Source organism: Paraflavitalea sp. CAU 1676, assembly GCF_029223285.1.
Taxonomy (GTDB): Bacteria; Bacteroidota; Bacteroidia; order Chitinophagales; family Chitinophagaceae; genus Paraflavitalea.
Genome location: NZ_JARHUJ010000005.1, coordinates 767,575 through 783,934 on the forward strand (window position 1 = coordinate 767,575; position 16,360 = coordinate 783,934).

Here is a 16,360-nt window from a genome sequence, read left to right on the forward strand (position 1 = left end):
GCAATTGTGATGAAACTATCCATTTCAAAATATACCCGCTTGCTGCCGGTGGTGCTTTGCGCTGCGGCCCTGCAATCATGCGATAAGGATTTCGAGGAGATCAATACCAATCCCAATGCGGTATCGGTACCCAATCCTCCGTACATATTCAGTAAGGCGCTTTACGATGGTGCCCTGAATAGTGGCAATGCCAGCAAACTACTGCTGGGTACCATGCAATACATGACCAGTTTCAACGATGTGGAAGGCTTTGGGTCGAAGTACGTGGCCTCGCAGGTCAACCTGTCGGCCGCCGTGTTCACGGCATCCTATCCTAACCAGATCAACGAGATTGGAGAAGTGATCAAAGCCGTGAAGGCAGACCCCACAAAGGTCAATCAGTATGCTGTGGCCCGCATCTGGCGCGTGTATTGCTTTAGCCGGCTTACCGATCTCTATGGCGATATCCCTTACAGCGATGCAGGCCAGGGGTACAACCTTTCGCTGTTCCAACCTAAGTACGATCAGCAGAGCGCTGTCTATGCCGATATGTTGAAAGAGCTGGACGAAGCCGCTACGGCCCTCAATCCCGGCAACTCCACCACCTTTGGTACGGCCGATCTTATCTATCAGGGTAATACAGCCCGCTGGAAAAAGTTTGCCTACTCACTCATGCTGCGCCTCGGTATGCGCTTAACGAAAGTAGATGCCAATACCGCCAAGACCTGGGTTACGAAAGCGATCGCCGGTGGCGTGATCCGCGACTATGCCGACATTGCCAAAGTAGACTATGTGGGGTCCGGACAAAACATCAACAAGAATCCGATTGCCCTGCAACTGTTCAATGATAATTATGTAAAGGCCGATGGGGTCAGCAATCCCGAAGGCGGCAAGTATCACCAGGCATTCATCGATTCGCTGAAGGCCAATAATGATCCGCGGCTGTCGGTGATCTCGGTGGTATATGTTGGTGGAGTACCCAACTCAACCGAAGCGCTTCAGAAAGGGTTGCCGGCCAACATCAACGGTACCAAGCCGGCCGACTTCGGTACTTATTCCGAGCCGAAACAAACCACCGTACTGCGCCAGAATGCACCGCTGCTGATATTCACTGCGGCAGAAGCCAATTTCCTGCTGGCAGAAGCAGCGCTGCGCACCTGGTACAGTGGCGAAACCGCCGCCGATCTGCACGAGAAAGGCATCCGCGCTGCCATGCAGCAGTGGGACCTCATCAGCGGCAACACCGGCACCATCGATGCTGCACGTATCAACAGTTATGTAGCAGCCCATGCCTTGAAGACGGCCGCTACTACGGCTGTTCAAACCGAGCAGGTGCACAACCAGGTGTGGGTGGGTTTGTTTCCCGATGCACAGGAAGCCTGGAACAATTACCGCCGTACCGGTTACCCCGCCCTGGTGCCCAATAATTACCCGGGCAATGCCACCGGCGGCAAACTGCCACGCCGGTTCATTTATCCCGTGGCCGAACAAACGCTCAACCCTAAATCGTACAGCGATGCAATCACCAAACAGGGCGCCGATGATCTCGTGACCCGCGTATGGTGGGATAAACCCTAACCAAGGTCTACTCATATATATCAGAGATTTTAAGTGGAGGGAGCATTTCTATGCTCTCTTTTTTCTAAATTGATCGAATGATAGGTACAGTTGCCTCGAACGAACGTATAATGAAAAGAACATATTTTCTTCTTATAATCTGCGTGCTGGGCGCGTTGCGGTCACTGGCACAACCTGCCGTCATTCCACAACCGGTGGAGATGCAGCGCAATGGCCCGGCGTTCACTCTCCATGGAGGTATACCCGTATATTACGAAGCCGACTCACTGTTGCCGGCCGCACAATTGCTGCAACACTATATGGCTTCCTCGATGGTGCGTGGCGTGAAGCTGCTGCAGGGCAGGGGAGATAGCAATTGTGTTAACCTGCGTGTAGATTCAATAGCAGTGCCCCAGGCTGAGGGATATGTATTGGAAACGGGAAAGAAAGGCATATTCCTCACCGCCCACGATGCAGCAGGAATCATACACGGCATACAAACGCTCCGGCAATTGTGGATACCCAAAAGCTCGGGATATTTTACCGTGCCCGGTTATACGATCCGCGATTATCCGCGCTATGGCTATCGCAGTATGGCCCTCGATGTAAGCCGCCATTTTTTTCCGGTATCCTACATCAAGGAGTATATCGACTTACTGTCATTGTATAAATTCAACACCTTCCACTGGCACCTCACCGACGACCAGGGTTGGCGCATCGAGATCAAACAATATCCCCGGCTGCAAACAGCAGCAGCCTGGCGCAAGGAGACATTGATCGGACATAAGAAAGAAACACCCCACCGGTTTGATGGTAAGCGCTACGGCGGCTACTACACCCAACAGGAAGTGAAGGAAGTGGTGCAGTATGCAGCGCAACGGGGCATTACCATCATTCCGGAAATTGAAATGCCCGGTCACGCACTCGCGGCGCTCACGGCTTATCCAAACCTGGGCTGCACGGGCGGCCCCTACGAAACCGCAACCTTCTGGGGCGTGTTTGACGATGTATTCTGTGCCGGTAACGACAGTGTATTCACTTTTCTGCAGGGAGTTATCGACGAAGTATTGACACTATTCCCATCGCCCTATATACATATCGGCGGCGATGAGTGTCCCAAAACACGCTGGCAGCAATGCGCCAAATGCCAGGCGCGCATGAAGGCCCATAACCTGGCCGATGAACATGCCCTGCAATCCTGGTTTGTGCAACGCATGGAGAAATACATCAACAGCAAAGGACGTAACATCATCGGCTGGGATGAGATACTGGAGGGCGGCCTCGCGCCCAATGCTACCGTCATGAGCTGGCGGGGCGAAGAAGGCGGACTCGCAGCGGCCCAACAGCAACACCGCGTCATCATGACGCCCGAGAGCCATGTTTATTTTGACTACTACCAGTCGCGTAATCCTGCCGAACCCGTGGCGGCTGGCCACTATACGCCCCTGAGTAAAGTGTACAGCTATCAGCCTGCAGCCTCTCTGCACGATACCCTGCAACAATACATTGCGGGGGTGGAGGGGCAGGCCTGGAGCGAATACATGATTAACGAGCAGCAAGCCAGCTACATGATCTTTCCGAGGGCCCTCGCGCTCGCCGAGCTGGCCTGGACGCCCACCACCCAACGGAACTATGATGATTTCCTGAAACCCCTGCGCGAGCAGGTAAGCACTTATTACTGGTTGTACTTACCGCGTAAAGAATCCATCAGTGCAGCCCGCACAGCTACCCATAACTTCGATGAAGTGATCTGCACAGCCATGCAGCCAAAAGCAGGCAGTGTGCCGCTCACGCTGTACAGCAGCTATCCGGGGGCACGCATCACTTACACGACCGATGGCCGTGAGCCACAACGCTCAGCCAGCGCCTACACGGCGCCGGTCAGCATCACACAAAGCTGCCTCTTCAAAGCCCGTGCATTCAATGAACAGGGAAAACCTATTGGAAGAACCTTTGAGCAGAAAGTAACGATACACAAAGCGACGGGCGCTGCCGTTTCATTTACCCATGCACCGCTACCTCGCTGGAATCCCGGCGCCGCCGCATTGGTGAACGGTATAGAAGGTGTGCATCGGTACAACGATGCGCAATGGTTGGGCTTCAGTGGCGATGACCTGGAGGCGGTGATCGACCTGAGCACGCAGCAATCCATTCAACACGTTCGCATGAATTTTCTCAGCTATCACTGGCAACGCGTGTGGGCGCCGCAACAGCTCGAAGTGTTGGTGTCCACTGATGGGCAGCAATATCAACAGGTATACACCCAAAAAGATTTTCCGGTGAATGGCATCAATAAAGTACAGGCCTCGTTTCCGGCAACGAAAGCGCGGTATATAAAAGTGATTGGAAAGAATAAAGGCATATTGCCTGCCGGAGAATACGGTGCAGGCAGCAAAGCCCTGCTCATGATCGATGAAGTGGTGGTGGAGTAGCCGGCCCACAAAAACGAATTGATAAATTGTTAATGATCGAAGCATGTCGTTTCTGATAGTAATAGGTTGTATTGCCGTATTGATCCTGCTCACTACCTGGGGTAAGATGAACACCTTCCTGGCATTCCTGCTGGTATCGGTGTTGGCAGGTATCCTGTTGCAACTTCCCTTGCCCAAAGTAATGGGCGCCGTACAGAAGGGCATTGGCGATACACTGGGGTCGCTGGTCATCATTATAGTGCTGGGCGCCATGCTGGGCAAACTGGTGGCCGAAAGCGGAGCCGCCCAACAGATAGCCGGCATGCTCATGAAAGCGTTTGGTCCGCGTTATGTACAATGGGCCCTCATGCTCACGGGTTTCATCATCGGTATCCCCCTTTACTATGGGGTTGGTTTTGTGCTGATGGTGCCGCTGATCTTTTCGGTGGTGTACGAATACAAGCTTCCTGCGGTATATGTGGGCTTGCCCATGCTCGCAGCCCTGTCGGTGACGCATGGCTTTTTACCGCCGCATCCCTCACCGGTAGCGCTGGTGGGCCAGTTGCACGGCAATATGGGGCTCACCCTGTTCTATGGCGTGGTGGTGGCTATACCAGCCATTATCGTGGCCGGACCGCTCTTCGCCCGCTTTCTCAAAGCCATCCCATCACAACCACTCGATACCTTTCGTCCCAAAGCCATCGAAGCAAAGCATTTGCCGGGCACCGGCGTAAGTTTTATGACGGCGCTATTGCCGGTATTTCTCCTCATGCTCACCACCGCATTGCCTTACTTGTTTCAAAACGCAACTGCCGGTGAGCAGGCAGCACTGGCCTTTGCCGGCGATCCCGCCGTAGTGATGCTGGTTGCAGTATTGGTTGCTACCTTTACACTCGGAATTGGTTGCGGAAGAACCATGAAGGGCATCATGGACCTGTTTGCCGAAGCCATTAAAGACATTGCGATGATCCTCCTCATCATTGCCGGCGCAGGGGCCCTGAAGCAGGTGCTCACCGATAGCGGTGTCAGCAAAGAGATCGGCGATGCCTTACAACAGTGGCCATTGCATCCGCTGGTATTGGGCTGGCTCATGGCCGCCATCATCCGGGTGTGCGTGGGTTCGGCTACGGTAGCAGGCCTCACCACCGCAGGCATCATTGCACCATTGATGGTGCAAACGCAGGTAAACCCCAACCTGATGGTGTTGAGCGTAGGAGCAGGAAGTTTGATGTTTTCACACGTCAACGATGCCGGCTTCTGGATGTTCAAAGAGTATTTTAACCTCAGTATAAAAGATACGCTCAAAACCTGGTCGGTCATGGAGACCATTGTTTCCGTGATGGGACTGATCGGGGTGCTGATATTAAGTTTATGGATCTAAAAAACTTTACAATGAAGGACATGATTGTTACAAGCGCAGAAGAACAGTTTGCAAAGTTGGGGTTAAGCTTACCTCCGGCCCCTGCACCATTGGGAGTGTACAAGCCTTACCTGATCGATGGTAAATACCTGTATGTATCAGGCCACGGTCCGGTGCAGAACGACAAATCGCTCATCATCGGGCGCATCGGCAGGGATATGGATATCGAGCAGGGCAAACTGGCTGCCCGCCAGGTAGGCCTCACCATCCTCTCCACCATCCGTACGCATGTGGGCGATCTCGATCGCGTAAAACGGGTCATCAAGATCCTTGGCATGGTCAATTGTACGCCCGAGTTTGAACGCCATCCCTATGTGATCAATGGATGCAGTGAGTTGTTTGCTGCCATCTGGGGTACGGAAAATGGAATCGGCGTACGCAGTGCCGTAGGTTTTGGATCGCTGCCCGATAATATACCGGTGGAAATTGAAGCCGTGTTTGAACTGTACTAGGCAAACGGAGGTATATTCGTTTATCAAAAAGAAAACGGATCAATGCAAACACAAAACGATACCATGGCCTGGTATACCATTAAGAATATAGACGCTGTCGATTCCCCGGCACTGGTAATCTACGAAGAGCGCGTCCGGAAGAATATACAGCTGGCACAAGAGCTACTGCCTGATAATGCACGACTGCGTCCGCACGTAAAGACGAGCAAGATCGCCGAAGTGAACCAATTCATGCTGGAAGCAGGCATCACTAAATTCAAATGCGCCACGATCGCCGAAGGGGAGATGCTCGCGCAGATCAAGGCGCCCGATATCCTGCTGGCCTACCAGCCTGTGGGGCCCAAGCTGCAGCGTTTGCTGCAGCTCATCAAAGCCTATCCTGCATCCCGGTTCTCCTGCCTGGTGGATAATACCGCCAGTGCCATTGCATTTTCCCATACAGCACTAGCCCATAGCATCGTACTCGACGTATACATCGATCTCAATGTGGGTATGAACCGAACCGGCATTTTGCCGGGGGAGGCGGCTTTCGTATTGTATAAGGAAGTGCTGGCATTGCCTGGATTGCGCTTGCTCGGTTTACATGCTTACGACGGACATATCAAGGAGGTGGACCCGATAGTGCGGCAGCAGCAAAGCGATGCTGCCTATGCACCGGCAGCTTCCCTTGCGCAAAAGGTAGAGCAGGAGTTGAAGGTGAAGCCCATCATGATCGCTGGTGGCTCACCCACCTTCCCTACGCACCTGCATCGCGGCGGGGTGGAATGCAGTCCGGGTACTTTCATATTCTGGGATCACGGCTATAAGCTGCAAATGCCCGAACTACCGTTTGATTATGCCGCACTGGTCATCAGCCGCGTGATCTCGATCATCGACGATACAACGATCTGTACCGACCTGGGACATAAATCGGTGGCGGCTGAAAATCCGCACCCCAGGGTGTACTTCCTCAATGCGCCCGACGCAGTAGCGGTTGGGCAAAGTGAAGAGCATATGGTGCTGAAGGTAGCCGATGCCCATGCTTACAAGGTAGGCGATGTACTGTATGGAGCGCCGATGCATGTTTGTCCCACAGTAGCGCTGTATGATCGCGGAATCGTTATCAACGATCACCAGGCTGCCGGCGAATGGCGGGTAGTGGCGCGCGACAGAAAGATCACCGTATAGCGATCAACAGCCTTCACAGCTACATGCTCCTGCAAGGAGGGAGCCGACAACAAATAAGACTATGTTCACAATAGACGCACACCTCGATCTCAGCATGAATGCCATGGAATGGAACCGCGACCTGCGTTGGCCGGTCATGGACATCCGTAAAAGTGAAGCGGGGTTGACCGATAAGCCCGATAGGGAAAAAGGCACCGTAGCGTTGCCCGAGCTTCGAAAAGGAAATGTAGGATTGGTTGTAGCTACGCAAATAGCGCGCTATGTGGCGCCGGGCAATACTTTGCCGGGATGGCACTCGCCGCAACAGGCCTGGGCGCAAACACAGGCACAGCTGGCCTGGTACAAGGCCATGGAAGCAGAAGGGGAGATGGTGATGATCAAAGACCGTCAGCAACTGGAACAGCACATCGCGCTTTGGACCAATGGAACGCCCAATGAGCAGAAGCCGATAGGATATATGCTCAGCCTCGAAGGAGCCGATTCTCTGGTGTCATTACATTACCTCGAAACGGCGTATGGTTATGGTTTGCGGGCAGTAGGCCCTGCACATTATGGTCCCGGTCGCTATGCCAATGGTACCGATGCTACGGGGCATTTGAATGAACAAGGGAAACTATTGATTAAAGAAATGGACCGGCTGGGTATGATACTTGATGCTACGCATCTCTGCGATGATGCATTCTGGGATGCGATGGAGATATTCAGAGGGCCTGTATGGGCCAGCCACCAGAACTGCCGCGCATTGGTTAACCACAATCGCCAGTTCAGTGACGATCAGTTGAAAGTGCTGATAGAAAGAGGAGCGGTGATCGGAGCCCCGCTCGATGCCTGGATGATGGTGCCCAATTGGGTAAGGCAGCAATCCACGCCCGAAGGCATGCAGTGCAACCTCGACGTCATGATCGATCACATCGATCATATCTGTCAACTGGCTGGCAATGCCGATCATATTGGCATCGGTACCGACCTCGATGGAGCGTTTGGTAAGGAGCAATGTCCGTACGACCTGGAAACCATTGCCGACCTGCAAAAGCTGCCGGACTTATTTGCGCGTCGTGGATATGTGACCGCTGATATAGAAAAGATCATGCATGGAAACTGGTTAAGGTTTATAAAGAAAGCGTGGCATTAAAAACAACGCGAGCAGCCACGCGGGATCATTAGTAAACAAAGAGCCTGGCGCCAATTGGCACTGGGCTTTTTTAAAAAATGGAAGGGCCAGGTAGCAAACTACTTGGCGCCTTCCTCAATCTGCACCACTTCATACTTGCTTTTGCCATCCACCGATACGGGCTGGTAATACGTTTCGCCAATTTTCACGTAGGTTTGGTCGCCGATCTTAACTTCTTCTCCTCCCTCTGGTAAATTGTCCACTACAGCGCCCGCCGGTGGAGCTACCACTTTATAGCCGCTGGAGGTTTTTTCATAGTAAGCACCTCCATAATAATAGTTTGTTACGTTGTTCACTACAACAGGCTGGTTGTTGTTGGGTATGGTCGTTACCGTACCGCCCACCGGCGCCTGCACCACCGTGTAGCCATTGCTGGCCTGTGAGTACCATACGCCCTGGTCGTAATGGTATTTTTCGTTCTCCACCGAAACAACGATCGCCGTCACCGCCAGCGTAGCCACCAGGAAACCCCAGGGATGCCAGACAGGTCCCCAGTAAAAAGGCCGGTAGGGATGGTATACGTAGGGGTGATAACAATAGTAACGCCGGCCGCCATACGCATAAGGAGGCCTTGGATAGTAGGAGATGGGCCTCGGACGGACCACCGTATTGCGGTTGTTGACCACGTTGATATCCCGGCTGCGGTCTACATTGATGTTGACGTTCTTATTACTGTTATCGATGTTGACCTTTTTGCCGACATTGGTTTTATTGCCAATATTGTTGTTGCTTTTGTTGTTGATGTCGCGGTTGTCGATTTTGGTGTTGCGGTTGTTGTCGCGCGAATTGTCCCGCACATCTCTATCGTTGCGGTTGTTGCCGCCGGGGTTGCTGCGTATGTTCCGATCGGGCGATTTTACGGCGCCTCCATTGATGGAGCGCGGGTTGCCGCCTCTGTTGGCAGGCATAGCAGGCTGTTGCCTGGTGCCGCCGCCGCCGGCCCCCGGTCTCGCGCCGCCCGCATTGTGTGCAGGCCTTGCTCCGCCACCACCGCCACGACCACCGCCGCCACCATGGGCAAATCGTTGGGCGGCCGCCTCGTGACAACAAATGACGAAGATGAGTATCCCTAACAAATACAAACGTAAACTGGTGCGCATGATCCAATGGTTTTAACGTTAGCGTTCATGGGTAGCCATTATCCTGATCTTGGCAGAACCGGGTGGTGGCTGGAAATCGAACATCGAAACGGGCAGTTGAGGATTTATTTGCCAGTTGGTGAAAGTGGCTTCGTATTGGGGCTGGCCCGGCTGCGAGGTATACGTAATGGCATACCTGGCCGGAAGGTGCCAGGCATCGTGCGTGATCCAGAACTGGATGCGCATATCTTTATTGGAGGCAAGTATGTGAAAGTATTCTTTGCCATCGATGGTAACGATGCCCAGAAAACGCAATTGATCGGCCAGTGCCAGCAGGTCGTCGGTAAAAGTAGGGTAGAAGAAATCGGCTGCCGGGAATTCCACCTGGTACCATTTGTTCACGCTGTCGATCATGTCTATCGTGTGGTCCGGCACGTCCAGCAGACCGTAGTTATGTTCATCCTGGCTGTAGTAGGCCAGCTTACCTGCATGATACCAAAGCTGCCGGTGGCCGTGCGGGCCATACAGGTTTACGAGCATCTTGTCGTTGCCCGACATGTATACATCATAATTGTTGAATTGCTTGGTCATTAACCCCTGCGTGTCCAGCGCATCACGACTGCTGAATACGTTGAAGCTGCAGCTTTCCAGCTCGCCGATCACATCCGACATCCGGTCAACGATGAGGATGGCCAGCGAATCATGTTGTTTGGCTTGCGCTCCTGCACGAAGGCACAATAATACCCCCAGCGAATAAATGATTATTCTCTTCATAGGCGTCGATCCCCTTGGTTTCCCCGCAGGGTTCGCCGGTAAGACACCAACCCGCAACGTATGCCGCCAGCAGGCCGGCAGTTTTTTACAGAACAGGTCATTGGTCATTGATACACAACGATCATCGGCAGAGGGAGGTAATAGTGCTATGCCGGGCAGCTGGACTTCTTGCTGAAAGATGGCGTAAGGGAGCTGCCAAAAGTGTCTTCCTGCAAAAGGGCCCTTGCATGAAAAAGATCATCAATAGTTTAGCCATACTGTCGATCATTATCTCGCTGGCAGGCTGTGCGTCATCCAAAGAGCCAACAGGCGTATGGGTGAACCGCGACAAATTCCAGGCACAACATTTTAAAAAGATATTTGTGGTAGCAGTCACTGCCGACGTATCCGTGCGGGTGCGCATGGAGAAAGCGTTGGCCGGTGCCCTGGAATCGAAAGGTTTTGAAGTGGTTAAAAGCGTGGATGTAATACCGCCTTCACTCGATAAACCTGAGAAGCCGCCGATCGATAGTGTGGTAGCTCAGGTAAAGAAAACCGGATGCGACGCGGTCTTCGTAGCGGTGTTGGTGAAGAAAGAAGAGTTGGTGCAATACACGCCCGGCAACACCACTTTCTCCTGGATGGGAAATGTAACGGGTTACTATGATTTTATGTATTCAACAGTAACCAGGCCCGGCTACTTCACCGATGATAAAAGTTTTATTGTGCAGAGTAACCTATACGATGCGGCAACGGAAAGCATCCTGGTATCTGTAGTGTCGCCGGTGAGTAATCCGTCATCGATGGATGATTTTACCAACGATTATATGAAAACCCTGGCAAGCCAACTCAAAAAAGCCAAGATCAATAAGAAATAAGAACGCCGGTTGCTTTACAACCGGCGCAGGATATTATTGTTTGCGAACCGCTTAGTCGGCCTTGTCGCTGAGCACTTTGCCATCGGGGCTGAAACGTACTTTCTTGTCACCGCTTTCTTTCTTCAGTTCCACCGAATAGCTGATCTTACCACCTTCATCGATCTTCTCGGGGTCTTTGATCTTGTAACCGGCATATTGGCTGCTGATGGCCTTTTGGATCGCCTCTGGCAGTTCGGTATGTTTGATATCGGTATCGAGGCGAAGCAGTTTGCCTGTTGCGTCGATCCGGGCTTTGTGGTTGATCTTGTTGATCTCGAATTCCACTTCATAGTGGTTCGTCTTCTTTTCCCACTCCACGTCGGTCGGGTTCTTGAATTGTTGTTCGAAGGTCTTTACCACGGGCGCAGGTACCGCCGTTTGGGCAACTTTCTGGGCGTTTGCTGCCACAGCCGCGATGCTGAAACCCAATACAAATAATAGCTTTTTCATGATGTTCAATTTGTACAGTAATGAATAATAGATCCAGCCTATAGTTCAGGGGCCGCTGCAAAGATAAAAAAAACGTGCTTAACGGGTTTACTGCTTTACAAATTGAATAACGATCGGCTTGTTATTGACAGGTTGGGCCGTGATGTAATAGATGCCCGCTTTCAGGTGGGATGCCGGATAATTGAAAATTCCTGTATTGATAATACTCCTGTATAGCATGTTGCCGGTTGCGCTATGAATGGTTAAAGTGACCCCGCTGCTGAACCCGGCTAGCTGAAGTTGCAGTAAACCGGATACCGGATTTTGCAACAGGCGCAGCGTTTCCTTTTTTTGCAGGGTCATCTGTATCGTTTTAGAGTAAGAGAAGTCACCATCGAGGTCTATTTCCTTGATCCGGTAATATACTTTCTGATGGCCATTGGTTCTATCTGTAAAAGAATAATGCTGTGCCTGCTGACTGCTTCCGGCGGCTTTCTCAAATCCAATAGCCTGAAAATGCGTACCGTCGGAGCTCCTTTCAATAGCAAATTGATCGGTGTTCTCCTCCTGCGCGGTAGACCAGGTTAGGACCACCATGCCATTTTGTTCGGCTGCGGCAACGCGAAGCCATTTCACCGGCAAACTGCTGAAGGAAGAGGTTCCCTGTGCGATGGCCAGGGTATTATAAACAGGAGCGTCGATCCCATTGTATTCGAAAATACTGAAGTGATAAGTTTTGCCGGCGCTCAGTCCGGTAACCGTAAGGGTGTTTCCGCTACCGGCATAGACGGCGTATTCGCCCGCAGCGATCTGTGAACCACTCTTGAAGGCGGCATTAGGTGTATAAGCACTGAGGTTGGCGGGTGTGCCGGTTATCGGATTGCCTTCTTTGGCAACCACCAAACGCCTGTCTCCACTTCCCTTTGTCCAGGATAGAGTAATTGAGCCGCTACCTGGTGTTAGGAGCAGGTCTCCGCTTCCCGAAAGCGGTGCCACTGCCGTGGAATGGCCGGCGGACAGTGGAGTGGTCAAATAAACAATATCATTGCCGGTGCCGTTGAACTCATATACTGCGAAATGATAGCTGGTGGCAGGTTCAAGATTGGTAAGGGTAACGGAATTGCCATTGCCTTTATACACGACGAATTGCTGGCTACCCAGATCTGCTCCCGCTCCAAAGGATGATTCAGGGGCATAGCTCACCCCGTTATCGGGTGTAAATTGTACCGCATCGGTCTTCCTGGCAACCACGATCCGCCCTTCTCCATTGCCGGTCGTCCATTTGAAAGTCAGCTTGTTGCCGTCTACCTGTTCGAAGATCGGCAATGAGGCGGCTTGTGTAGGGGCGGTTACGGCCGTCGCTGAAGTGGTCGTGAAGTTATAGCTAGTGCCAGGTGTAAGATAAACGGGGCCACTATTGCCATTACATTCAAAAACAGCAACGTGATAAGTTGTAGCGGGTTTAAGGCCGGTGACAACAAAAGGGCTGAGGTTTCCTTTGCCCACCACGCAATTACCCGTACCGATCTGGTGTTGCGTCAGGCTAAAGATGCCATTGGAAGAGGTATAGCTTTGAAGATCCTGGGGTGTTACATCAACCGGCGACGCCTCATGCATAACAAATAGCCTTGACCCACCATTGCCAGGGGTAAAACCGATGGTGGCCTGGTTGGGTTGAATGTTGGTAGCCGTTACACCGCCTGTTTGGAGCGTGGGGGCCGCCAGCGTTGTTTGGGAACTCGCCAGCCATTTGCCGCTCGCACTAAGATAATCGGGGCCTGTGCCGCCGGTATTGTATTCGAATACGGCGAAGTGATAGGTAGTCGCTTTGTCGAGGCCGTTCACAGTAACGCTGTTCCCGATGCCATCGAATACAACATAGGCCCCGGAACCCGCTGCGAGTTCGGCCCCTTGTCCAAACTGGGCGTTAGCTGTATAGGTGGCGCCGTCCAACGGAAGTTGAGAAATGGCCGAGGCCTTTTTGGCAACGACGATACGTCTTGAACCATTGCCGTTTGTCCAGTCGAAGCGTATGGAATTGCCTTCTACATTCGGATAAGAAGGAGTGGTTGATGGTGCAGTCGGTTCATTGGGGATATTGATGATCACGGTAGCTCCGGGTACCCGGTACACCGGGGCGTTGCTGCCATTCATCTCAAAAACGGATACATAATAGGTTCGGCCGGGTGTAAGGCCGCTAATACCGGGGCCGCCACCGTTTGATTGCGCATACAGCAGGTAGTTTCCCGGCAGCACCTGCGTGCCGGACCCATAGACATTCGTAGCGCTGTTGTACTTCACCAGGTCCTCCGGCACGAAGTCTACCGGGCTGCCTTCCTTGATGACCGTCAAACGATACGTGCCGGTACCGGCTGGGTTAGCCCAGGCAAGTTGAGCACTGTTGCCGGTAACACCAATAATGCTCACTACGCTGTTCTGGGTGGGAGCCTGCGCCGTGCGTTGACTCTTTTCCGAAAGACTGCTCGTTAAATAGTATGTGTTACCGTTACTGTCCATGTCAAAGCCAAAAGCAGCAAAATAATAGGTGGTAGCGGGCTCCAGTCCTGTAACCGAAACGGACCCTGCCGTACTATTACCGACGATATATTCTCCCGATCCTGGCGAGGTCTCCGTGCCGGCATTGCCAAAGGCTGCGTTGGCCGTGTAGGTTACAGCGTTTTGAGGACGGAAGGTGACCGGGCTGCCTTTTTTTACAACGACCAGGTTGCGGGAGCCGTTTCCTTTCGTCCAGTAGCCGGCCAGTGCGTTGCCATCAACCGTGTTAAAAGTGATGGGGCCTGGTGCTGTGGTGGGGCCTGTCTGGGTGGTAAACGTATTAACCGAACCCGGTTTCAGGTAAACGGGCGTGTTGTAGCCATTGTATTCAAAAATGGCAAAGGTGTAAGCCGTATTAGGTTCCAGGTTGGTGATATCCATGCTGCCGGCCTGGCCCGCTGTACCGCCCTGCATTCGGTAAACAACAAAAGTTTCGGGTTCCAATACATAGGTTGCGCTGCTGCTGATGCCAAACTGGGTGTTATAATTGTAGAGTTTAAGGTCTTCAGGTGTCGCTGCTAAAGAGTTACCTTTTTTAGCTACTACGATCCGGCCATGGCCGTTGCCATTGGTCCAGTTCACCTTCACGGAGTTTCCGGTGATCGCCGTATAACCGGTAATGGTAGCCTGTGTCACAGGCGCTACCACTGTTTTCACCAATTGATCGGTGGGGGTTACGATCGAGTAGTCCGGGTTGGGGGTACCCGACGTGTTGAATTCAAAAATGGCCACATAATACACCGTGCCGGGTGTTAACCCGGTGATGGTGATAGAGGGTTGTGCTAACGTGGAGGTAGCGACAACAAATTCTCCCGGTGCTGTGAAGCCAGTGCCGGCAGTGCCGAAACTCGCATTGGCGTTGTACACGATCCCATCGACCGGTTTGCCGGTCACGTCACTGCCTGCCTTCAATACTACAATCCTTCCTGTACCATTCCCTGCTTTGAATGACAGCGTAAATTGAGCGCCGTCGATAGCCGTGAACGATAGGGTGTTGGCAGATGTAGTGGGTTCCGTTGCAAAGAGAGCAACACTGCTGGCAACGAAAAGTGAAAGCAACAGTGAAAGTTTGAAAGCGAAAGAGAGATTCATGACCTGCTTGTTTTGTTGAATTGCCTGCAAAGTAATTCCAGGGGCAGGGATCGTTTATCCGCCGGAATGCTGAGATTCTGAAATACGTAGTAGTACGTAGCATATTGATTTGCAACTGATCCGACGATCAAAGCCCCACCCCGGAGAAACAAGAAAACCCCGTCGGTGTCCTCATTTTAAAAACTTTCACAAATAAAACTTGGAGGATATAGAAGGATGGCCTTACTTTGTAACTGTAATAATGGGTATTACAGTATGAATAATAGCCGGTTCGCCATATCACTCCATATATTGACCCTGCTCGCCGAGATGGGAGAGGAGTTGCGGTCGTCTGAATGGATCGCCGGCAGCATCAACATCAACCCGGTGCTGGTGCGCAAGGAGTTGAGCAACTTACGCAATCATGGTCTCATAGAAAGCAAGGAAGGCAAAAGCGGCGGCAGTGCCCTTGCAAAGCCGGCCAATAAGATCCTGTTGTCAGAGATCTATGAAGCAGTACGCACCGAGTACATTCTGGGGCAGGCTAAGAATGATCCCAATCCCGATTGCCGCATCGGCCGGCAGATCAACAAACACCTCGATACCTTATATGAAGAAGTAGAGAGCGATCTTATCCGAAAGCTGGGGAAAAAGACCCTGGCAGAATTCTCTAAACAGTTCAAATAATTTTTTTTCACCTTAACTGTAATGTTTATGGTTACAGTTGTAAAAGAAATAAACATGAAGACAGCATTGATCGGCGCCTCCGGATTCGTTGGAAAGCATTTATTGCAGGAATTATTGCAGCGCGGCCACCAGGTAACCGCCATCGTAAGGCGACCGGAAAATATTACGGTTAGCCATCCCAATCTCGTGGTAAAGCAGGGCGATGTACTGAAGGAAGGAGAATTGGCGGAATTGGTAAAGGGACATGACGCCGTGGTGAGCGCTTACAATTCCGGTTGGACAAACCCCAACATCTATGAAGAGTTTCTCCAGGGTTCAAAAGCTATACAGCATGCCACCAAAAACGCAGGCATAAAAAGGTATATTATAGTAGGTGGTGCGGGCAGTCTCTATGTGGCGCCCGGCGTGCAGCTGATCGATACGCCCAAATTTCCTGCGGAATACAAGCCGGGCGCTAGTGCTGCGCGTGATTATCTCAACTACCTCAAAGAGGAAAAAGAACTCGACTGGACCTTCGTAAGCCCTGCCATCGAAATGCATCCCGGCACCTCCGGGGTACGCAAGGGCACCTACCGCACCGGATTCGACAACCCGGTATTCGATGAGCATCACCGCAGTATTATATCGGTCGAAGACCTGGCTGTGGCCATCGTTGACGAACTTGAGAAAGGTCAATTCATACAAAAACGTTTTACAGCAGCTTATTAAAAC

General features: G+C 52.1%; 13 protein-coding genes. 9 read left to right on the forward strand and 4 right to left on the reverse strand.

Features of this window, described 5'->3' with window-relative positions; all coding sequences use genetic code 11:
* The first annotated feature begins 9 nt into the window (after positions 1-9).
* The 6 genes from P2H89_RS19520 to P2H89_RS19545 all read left to right on the forward strand — a co-directional run bounded on the left by P2H89_RS19520 (position 10) and on the right by P2H89_RS19545 (position 8,118).
* Positions 10-1,557 (forward strand): SusD/RagB family nutrient-binding outer membrane lipoprotein, encoded by a 1,548-nt coding sequence (locus P2H89_RS19520; protein WP_275829948.1) that lies wholly within the window; start codon positions 10-12, stop codon positions 1,555-1,557.
* Between the two features lie 110 nt (positions 1,558-1,667).
* Positions 1,668-3,968 (forward strand): family 20 glycosylhydrolase, encoded by a 2,301-nt coding sequence (locus P2H89_RS19525; RefSeq protein WP_275829950.1) that lies wholly within the window; start codon positions 1,668-1,670, stop codon positions 3,966-3,968.
* Positions 3,969-4,011: 43 nt separating this feature from the next.
* Positions 4,012-5,328, forward strand: a complete 1,317-nt coding sequence (locus P2H89_RS19530; RefSeq protein ID WP_275829952.1) for a gluconate:H+ symporter — start codon at positions 4,012-4,014, stop codon at positions 5,326-5,328.
* 11 nt (positions 5,329-5,339) lie between these two features.
* Positions 5,340-5,819: a RidA family protein gene (locus tag P2H89_RS19535; protein ID WP_275829954.1), complete on the forward strand. Its 480-nt coding sequence runs from the start codon at positions 5,340-5,342 to the stop codon at positions 5,817-5,819.
* A gap of 42 nt (positions 5,820-5,861) precedes the next feature.
* On the forward strand, positions 5,862-6,986 hold the full coding sequence (locus tag P2H89_RS19540; protein ID WP_275829957.1) for a D-TA family PLP-dependent enzyme: 1,125 nt from the start codon (positions 5,862-5,864) through the stop codon (positions 6,984-6,986).
* Between the two features lie 61 nt (positions 6,987-7,047).
* Positions 7,048-8,118 carry a membrane dipeptidase gene (locus P2H89_RS19545; RefSeq protein WP_275829959.1) on the forward strand — a complete coding sequence of 357 codons (1,071 nt, stop codon included), beginning with the start codon at positions 7,048-7,050 and terminating at the stop codon, positions 8,116-8,118.
* Positions 8,119-8,216: 98 nt separating this feature from the next.
* On the opposite strand, the gene P2H89_RS19550 is transcribed toward P2H89_RS19545, so the two are convergent.
* Both P2H89_RS19550 and P2H89_RS19555 read right to left on the reverse strand, forming a co-directional pair.
* Positions 8,217-9,257, reverse strand: a complete 1,041-nt coding sequence (locus tag P2H89_RS19550; protein ID WP_275829962.1) for a DUF6515 family protein — start codon at positions 9,255-9,257, stop codon at positions 8,217-8,219.
* 18 nt (positions 9,258-9,275) lie between these two features.
* Entirely contained in the window at positions 9,276-10,010 is a 735-nt protein-coding gene (locus tag P2H89_RS19555; protein ID WP_275829964.1) for a DUF2092 domain-containing protein, read from the reverse strand.
* A gap of 227 nt (positions 10,011-10,237) precedes the next feature.
* On the opposite strand from P2H89_RS19555, the gene P2H89_RS19560 reads away from it, so the two are divergent.
* Entirely contained in the window at positions 10,238-10,867 is a 630-nt protein-coding gene (locus P2H89_RS19560) for a hypothetical protein (RefSeq protein WP_275829966.1), read from the forward strand.
* 51 nt (positions 10,868-10,918) lie between these two features.
* Here the strand turns inward: P2H89_RS19560 and P2H89_RS19565 are convergent, their stop codons facing one another.
* Entirely contained in the window at positions 10,919-11,356 is a 438-nt protein-coding gene (locus P2H89_RS19565) for a PepSY-like domain-containing protein (protein WP_275829968.1), read from the reverse strand.
* An 87-nt stretch (positions 11,357-11,443) separates the two neighbouring features.
* Positions 11,444-14,983: a T9SS type A sorting domain-containing protein gene (locus tag P2H89_RS19570; RefSeq protein ID WP_275829970.1), complete on the reverse strand. Its 3,540-nt coding sequence runs from the start codon at positions 14,981-14,983 to the stop codon at positions 11,444-11,446.
* 255 nt (positions 14,984-15,238) lie between these two features.
* Here P2H89_RS19570 and P2H89_RS19575 point away from each other — a divergent pair, with 255 nt between their 5' ends.
* Both P2H89_RS19575 and P2H89_RS19580 read left to right on the forward strand, forming a co-directional pair.
* The gene (locus P2H89_RS19575; protein WP_275829972.1) at positions 15,239-15,649 is read left to right on the forward strand and encodes an Rrf2 family transcriptional regulator; all 411 of its coding nucleotides are present in this window, start codon (positions 15,239-15,241) and stop codon (positions 15,647-15,649) included.
* 54 nt (positions 15,650-15,703) lie between these two features.
* The gene (locus P2H89_RS19580) at positions 15,704-16,357 is read left to right on the forward strand and encodes an NAD(P)-dependent oxidoreductase (RefSeq protein WP_275829973.1); all 654 of its coding nucleotides are present in this window, start codon (positions 15,704-15,706) and stop codon (positions 16,355-16,357) included.
* The last annotated feature ends 3 nt before the right edge of the window (positions 16,358-16,360 follow it).

Excerpts from the sequence above, each read along its gene's own strand:
- P2H89_RS19565 (WP_275829968.1), bottom strand. The coding sequence starts at position 11,356 with ATGAAAAAGCTATTATTTGTATTGGGTTTCAGCATCGCGGCTGTGGCA.
- P2H89_RS19575 (WP_275829972.1), top strand. The coding sequence starts at position 15,239 with ATGAATAATAGCCGGTTCGCCATATCACTCCATATATTGACCCTGCTC.
- P2H89_RS19555 (WP_275829964.1), bottom strand. The coding sequence starts at position 10,010 with ATGAAGAGAATAATCATTTATTCGCTGGGGGTATTATTGTGCCTTCGT.
- P2H89_RS19530 (WP_275829952.1), top strand. The coding sequence starts at position 4,012 with ATGTCGTTTCTGATAGTAATAGGTTGTATTGCCGTATTGATCCTGCTC.
- P2H89_RS19545 (WP_275829959.1), top strand. The coding sequence starts at position 7,048 with ATGTTCACAATAGACGCACACCTCGATCTCAGCATGAATGCCATGGAA.
- P2H89_RS19540 (WP_275829957.1), top strand. The coding sequence starts at position 5,862 with ATGCAAACACAAAACGATACCATGGCCTGGTATACCATTAAGAATATA.
- P2H89_RS19560 (WP_275829966.1), top strand. The coding sequence starts at position 10,238 with ATGAAAAAGATCATCAATAGTTTAGCCATACTGTCGATCATTATCTCG.
- P2H89_RS19570 (WP_275829970.1), bottom strand. The coding sequence starts at position 14,983 with ATGAATCTCTCTTTCGCTTTCAAACTTTCACTGTTGCTTTCACTTTTC.
- P2H89_RS19520 (WP_275829948.1), top strand. The coding sequence starts at position 10 with ATGAAACTATCCATTTCAAAATATACCCGCTTGCTGCCGGTGGTGCTT.
- P2H89_RS19535 (WP_275829954.1), top strand. The coding sequence starts at position 5,340 with ATGAAGGACATGATTGTTACAAGCGCAGAAGAACAGTTTGCAAAGTTG.
- P2H89_RS19525 (WP_275829950.1), top strand. The coding sequence starts at position 1,668 with ATGAAAAGAACATATTTTCTTCTTATAATCTGCGTGCTGGGCGCGTTG.
- P2H89_RS19550 (WP_275829962.1), bottom strand. The coding sequence starts at position 9,257 with ATGCGCACCAGTTTACGTTTGTATTTGTTAGGGATACTCATCTTCGTC.
- P2H89_RS19580 (WP_275829973.1), top strand. The coding sequence starts at position 15,704 with ATGAAGACAGCATTGATCGGCGCCTCCGGATTCGTTGGAAAGCATTTA.